At 43.3% G+C, this 5,058-nt stretch carries 3 protein-coding genes and 1 pseudogene; 1 reads left to right on the forward strand and 3 read right to left on the reverse strand.

What is annotated here, in order from left to right:
* The 3 genes from IM509_RS21180 to IM509_RS21190 all read right to left on the reverse strand — a co-directional run.
* On the reverse strand, positions 1–2,149 hold a 2,149-nt coding region (locus IM509_RS21180), incomplete at its 3' end, for an aromatic acid exporter family protein (RefSeq protein ID WP_334311327.1).
* A gap of 55 nt (positions 2,150–2,204) precedes the next feature.
* A complete protein-coding gene (locus IM509_RS21185) occupies positions 2,205–2,381 on the reverse strand; it encodes a hypothetical protein (RefSeq protein WP_002735384.1) in 177 nt (58 codons plus the stop codon).
* 64 nt (positions 2,382–2,445) lie between these two features.
* Positions 2,446–3,978 carry an NHLP bacteriocin system secretion protein gene (locus IM509_RS21190; protein WP_185237901.1) on the reverse strand — a complete coding sequence of 511 codons (1,533 nt, stop codon included), beginning with the start codon at positions 3,976–3,978 and terminating at the stop codon, positions 2,446–2,448.
* A 594-nt stretch (positions 3,979–4,572) separates the two neighbouring features.
* Between IM509_RS21190 and IM509_RS21195 the strand changes: the two are divergent.
* Positions 4,573–4,920: pseudogene (locus tag IM509_RS21195) on the forward strand (DUF3782 domain-containing protein); the annotation flags it as partial.
* Between the last annotated feature and the right edge of the window lie 138 nt (positions 4,921–5,058).

Consider the following 5,058-nt stretch of genomic DNA (forward strand, 5'->3'; position numbering starts at 1 on the left):
TCGTCATAAAAGCCGAGCTAAAGGCGATTAGCTCATTTAAGGGATAACTTCGACTCTCAACCCGCAAGCTCAGTAACTGCTTCTCAAGAGATTCAATTTCTTGGATGAGCAATCCTAACTTTGGTGGGTTGAGAATTACCTGGGCAGCGATCGCCTCAGCCATTTCATCAAAAGCGATCGCGGTCTGTTGTGCGATCGCTTGTAATTCAGGTAAAAACTTTTGTCGTATTGGTTCAGGAAGCGGTTGCTGCAGCCCATCTTGTAAAGCATCCAGTTGAGCCCAGAGTTTTTGTTCGTAGCCGATAGAAAAATTCCAAAAATTTTGGTGTTTGGTTGCTAAAACTGTGGAAATTTGTTCGAGACTGGCAATCTTAACCGAGGCTGGATGTTGAGCGATCGCCACTGTGATGGCCTGCTTCAGTTGGGCGATATCTGACGGTGGTATCGTATCCTGAAAATAGCCTGACAGCAGTTTTTGATATAGCTGTCCCATTTTCTTAAAAGTCACAGAAAAATCTGTTTCCAGTTGGTTTGTAGCCGATTTTGTCATAAATACAGTGGTCAGCAACACCCCCAGAAACGCACCTACGGGAACTGAAATCAGTGCAGCCCAAATTCCTTGCTCGAAAAAAGGAAAAATATCCTTCCCGATGGCATCGGCTGCTACAATCGCACCGATGCGAGCGATTGGCGTAAACCCCAGCCAAGCACAACTGAAGTAGGCGAAAAAATAAGCCAGACTGCTACTAAAAGGATTATAACCAAAGGACTTGACCAACAGGTAAATACAGAGAATCGTCAAACTCAAGGAAACAGTGGCTGCCCAACCGATCGCGATCGCTCGCCCCCTTGTCGGTTGAATGACAGTGACCACTGCACCTATTATCACAATATCTGCCACTTTTTCGTAAGCAGAAGGATAGGGAAACTCAATGTGACGAATAATAGCCAGTAACAAACCAATAACCACGCCAAGACTGACAATTTCTCTTAGTCGTTTTAGGGATATAGGAGCCCATTTGGGAAAGGTAATCAGGTTTTTTCGCCTGAAAGTTGCAGTTACTTTCGTTTTATCGATTATCCTGCCTCGTAGTCCCTCGCATTGTTGGATAAATCGAGATACAAGTTGAATAAATTGATAAAACTGTAGTGATTCTTGAACATCATACCGATCAATCTCTCCACTTGTTCGGAGATGATCAAGTTTACCCCCAATATTCGCTAAATCTTCTTCTAATTCTGTCAGGTAAGGGGTAGCTAAGATTTTTTTGGCGTTACTCAGATCCCTCAAGCTATCAAAGCTGTCGGTAAGATGAGTCGCCAATTGGTTTAATTCATCCCTGAACTGATGCACTAAATTTTGTTCATGCTTTTCGCCCTTAAAAGCCATCAGATCAGCTAATTGTCGAGTCAATTGGTTCTGAATTGCCAAGATTTCACTCCAATTTTCTGCCACCAATATCTCACTACCGAATTCATTGGTTGCTTTTGTGAGCATTGAAAGGCTAGTTTGTGTTGATTTTTTAATCTGATTGAGTAAGTTAAGCTCGTTCTGCTCAATAGAAAGAGGATAATCCCGCTCGTCGCCATCAGTTTTTAGGTAGCGATCGAGGATTTTTTGGAACAAGTGCGGTATATCTTGAAGGATTCCCATCAAGTTTCGGTTGAGATCGGATCGAGTATTCTGGGGCCAAAATAGTAAGGCCACAGCAATTCCCACAGCGATTCCGATCCAGTTATCGATCAGGCGCGATCGCAAATAGAGCCAGATATTTTGTTGTGCTGATGTTCCTACCACTCTCATGGCAATTAAAGCGCCCAGTAGTGTGGCTTGGGAATAAGCGGCTTGCCATCGGTAAGTTTCACAGATCAGGGCGGCTAAAATGTAGGTAAGAGAGGGAATGACAAAAAAACTTGAGCCTTGGATTCCGTAGGCGTTCACCAGGATAGCGGCAATGATTCCCCCCAAAGCACTTCCCCCCAAACGCCCCAAACCTGCGGCGATCGCACCTCCCATCGATGGCTCAATCAGTACAGATACATACCCAAAGACGGGATAGACAAAGTTGTCTAATACATTTCCTCGGTGCCAAAAGAAACTCGTTAAGAGAGCAGCACCCAGGGAAAATTTCAATCCCTGTCTGATCATTAGCCCGTTTTTACTGTCCAAGGTATCTCTATATCCTTTTTCGACTTACTCATTGTTACCCATTAATCGCTCGCTCAATCCCATATAAAATTAGTGCCAAAAACGTCACCAACCAAAACCAAAGCTGAGGAGGCTCACTATGGATCAGGATTACTAAGACAAAGGCTGCGGCGATAATCCACCACTTAAACCACCAAGTCCACCATTGAGAACGTCTTTTCGGATTTTCCATATTAGGTTTAACCGTTTATTCTAGTCGTTGTTTCTTTCAGCTACTTACGCTCGCAAGATTGTGGTTAACGGTCGTAAACCCCTGTAATCCAGCGAAAAGCAGGGGTTATGTAACTCACTAAAGAACGCTCTTCCACCACAGCATGGACATCTGCGGTAGTCCCGTTGGTGATTCTTTGGGGCGCTCCCTTGGCTTGAGTCCAGTAAAAACCACTGGGTGTATTGCGATCGACCTTCAGCGCTAAAGTCGCTTTGATAACACTTGCATTGACGGGTATAGGCTTATCGCGATCATCTTCATCTCTACCCAGAAACAGCTTGCTGGCGAGTTCATTACTTCCCACTATATTTGCCAGTTCTGCCACAGTTACCGGCTGCTGATCGACGGAAACGACCTTAGCGACGATACCCCCATAGCGTTCGCGATCATAGAGATCGGGAACGACTTCTACTTCCTGGCCTGGTTCTAATCGTTTGGCATCACCACTCTTAAACAATGCCACCACGTTGGTCTTGGCCTTTAGATTGGAGACTTCTAATGTACCTATGCGCCCCCCCGGAGCCAGGACTTCCCCCGGATTCACAGATAAGTCTAAAATCTGGCCGTTGTACAGACTCACTACATTTTTGTTGGCTTGAATAGTGGTTTTTAACGTATTAATCTCTCGTTGCTGGTCAGCGATCGCATTGTAACGAAGAATATCACTGGCTGTATCTTGCAGGTCTATTTGCCGTTTTTCTGTGTTTAGTATATTATTCTGGGCCGTCAATGCGTTCATCTGCGCTCGCAGGCTTTCATCAACCCCCTTCAGGCGATCGAGTTCTATTTGGACGCGATTGATACTATTAGAAGCCTCTAGATTATTGAACTGAAATAAATAGGAGGGAAAATCTAGCTTGGCGACAGCCCCCTCTTCGATAAGTTTATCGTAGGCGGCTAGTCTTTCATCCGTTGAGTTCTGGAAATTTTTAAGGTATCGAGCATGGGAGAGATAAGCCTCTCGCTGTTTTTGATTACTGGATAATTGAACTTGAAGTGCTTTAATCTGAAGCTGATTGGCCTTTTGCTGGCGCTCTACTGAGGCTGCATTCAATTGGCGACGACTCACTTCAACAGAGTCCACTCTTTTATCCTGCTGCTTGAGATCTGCTAACCTATCCTTTTTATCTTTTAATTCTGTTTCTAATTCAGGAAACTCTAAAGTTGCCAGTAATTGCCCTTTTTTGACAGAATCTCCCGGTTGAATCAGGAGGGTTAACACCCGCCCACCTTGACGGGGTTCGATATTAACAATAGAACGAGGAATCAAAATGACCGCTCGTCCTTGAACAGGAGTCGGAATCTTGCCAACTATCGCCCAATAACTCAGTCCTCCGAGCAAAAGACCCACCGGCATTAAGCGCAGCATTATCTCCCCTAATCTTCCTGTTGGCTCCGAATATTTAAACGGTTTTTCCGAATCAATTTTAGGATCAATTCCCGTTTTTATTTGATTATCATTCTGATGTTCTATCCTAGCCTGCGTTGTTTTCTTCGCACCCATATCTGGATGCTGATGATTCTGATCAGACATAGATTCGGCTTGATTTTTTGCCATTGTAATGAGTAAAAATCACTTAATTTGTAACATGATAAACACCCAGAGGATATTACTTTAGACTAGGAAAATCCCCTGAAAAAATCGCTCAAGCTATTTTTGACATAATATAACTAGGCTACCTCGAAAGACTTACCGAAGGCTCAAACCTTTAAAATTTCCTGTAAGAAACCTAATAAAGTAGCAAACTTGATGTGACCTAAAACAACCTAATTAGGGATCAAGTGTTTGAGTCCAACACTCCGACTAGAGAGATAATCTATCGAACGAGTTTACACCATTCCAGCTTCTAACTTACATAAGGCGTATAGTCTCATTGTAACCGTTCAGGGGGGGGATGTCAAGCCGCCAGTGGCATTGACTCAGTGGAAGGACTCTCCTGGGGCAGCACAGAGATGGATACTACTATTTCACATTAGCCGCTCTTTTCTAAGTCTTTTTAGATTACTAGATTTTGTCCCCCCCTGAACTAGGGTTGATTCATTGTAGGGTTGATTCATGAATCAACCCTACCCCCTGAACGGTTACTTCAAGGGAGAAAAAGCGATCGGGCTATAATAGAGAAAATTTCATTTTCACTTGAGAAAATTCATTATGACAGCTACTATTGAAGACATTCGGGAAATACTAAAGGAATTGGCCCAATCCCAACAAGAGTTATCCCAATCCCAACAAGAGTTATCCCAAGCTCAACAAGAGTTATCCCAAGCTCAAAAAGAGTTATCCCAAGCTCAAAAAGAAACAGATAAACAAATCAAGGAAACAGATAAGCAAATTAACAGAGTTAGTAAGCAGATTGGGGAGTTGGGCAATCGTTTAGGAGAGTTTGTCGAGTGGCAAGTACGTCCTGCGGTGGTGCGTCTGTTTCAGGAGCGGGGCATTGATGTGCATGAGTTTCACCCTGGTATTTCGGTAAAACGGGATAATGAGGGTTTAGAGATTAGACCTCTTGCAAATTAATTATATGTTATAATGATGGGTTAACTAATTTTCCCCAAAAAATCAGTTAACCAGTACATTCGTTCTGAATGAAAACTTGAAGTTTAACTTTTAACTCAAAACTCTTTAGATATGCTTTAA

Origin of the sequence: Microcystis sp. M31BS1, from assembly GCF_020245285.1 — a bacterium.
In the GTDB taxonomy this organism is placed as follows: Bacteria; Cyanobacteriota; Cyanobacteriia; order Cyanobacteriales; family Microcystaceae; genus Microcystis; species Microcystis panniformis.